A 669-nucleotide genomic window follows, 5' to 3' on the forward strand; every position below is an offset into this window, starting at 1 on the left:
CCGTGGGACCGGGTGGGCATCCGCCGCGACCGGCTGGCCGAGGAGATCCTCGCACTCGGTCCGGACGTGGTCGTGGAGTCGCCCGCCGAGCTGCGCGACGAGATCGTGTCGCGCCTGCGCGCCACCGTGGGGACGGCCTAGATGCCCCAGAAGCCTCCGCAGAAGTCCGCCGCCAGCGGAGCCAAGGACCAGGTCGCCCGGCTGCTGATGCTGGTGCCCTACCTGCACTCGCACCCGCAGGTTCGCCTCGACGAGACCGCTGCGGCCGTCGGCAGCACGCCGGAGCAGGTCGTCAAGGACCTCGGCGTCCTCTTCATGTGCGGTCTTCCCGGCGGCTTCCCCGACGACCTCATCGACGTCGACCTCGAAGCCCTGGAGGACCCGGAGGGCGGCGGCCCCCGTCCCGAAGGCGTCATCCGCGTCTCCAACGCCGACTACCTGGCCCGGCCGCTGCGGCTGAGCCCGACCGAGGCCTCCGCGATCATCGTCGCCCTGCGTGCGCTGCGGGGCAGCGCCGGCGAGGACACCCGCGAGGTGGTGGACCGGGCGCTGGCGAAGCTGGAGGCGGCCGCGGCGTCGCAATCTGGCGGTCTGGCGGGCGGGACGCCGCTGGTGGAGCCCGGCGACGACGACGACGCCGCCCTGGCCCGCCTGCGGGTGTCCCTCGAG

Annotated in this window: 2 protein-coding genes; both read left to right on the forward strand. The window is 74.3% G+C overall.

Translation table 11 applies throughout. The features are described from left to right. Nucleotides 1-12: 12 nt before the first annotated feature. On the forward strand, nucleotides 13-141 hold the full coding sequence (locus tag K9U41_RS24015; protein WP_432715854.1) for a WYL domain-containing protein: 129 nt from the start codon (nucleotides 13-15) through the stop codon (nucleotides 139-141). Next, a partial coding sequence (locus K9U41_RS23025; RefSeq protein ID WP_282643160.1) for a hypothetical protein occupies nucleotides 142-669 on the forward strand: 528 nt, incomplete at its 3' end.

Origin of the sequence: Xanthobacter autotrophicus, from assembly GCF_029991245.1 — a bacterium.
In the GTDB taxonomy this organism is placed as follows: Bacteria; Pseudomonadota; Alphaproteobacteria; order Rhizobiales; family Xanthobacteraceae; genus Xanthobacter; species Xanthobacter autotrophicus_C.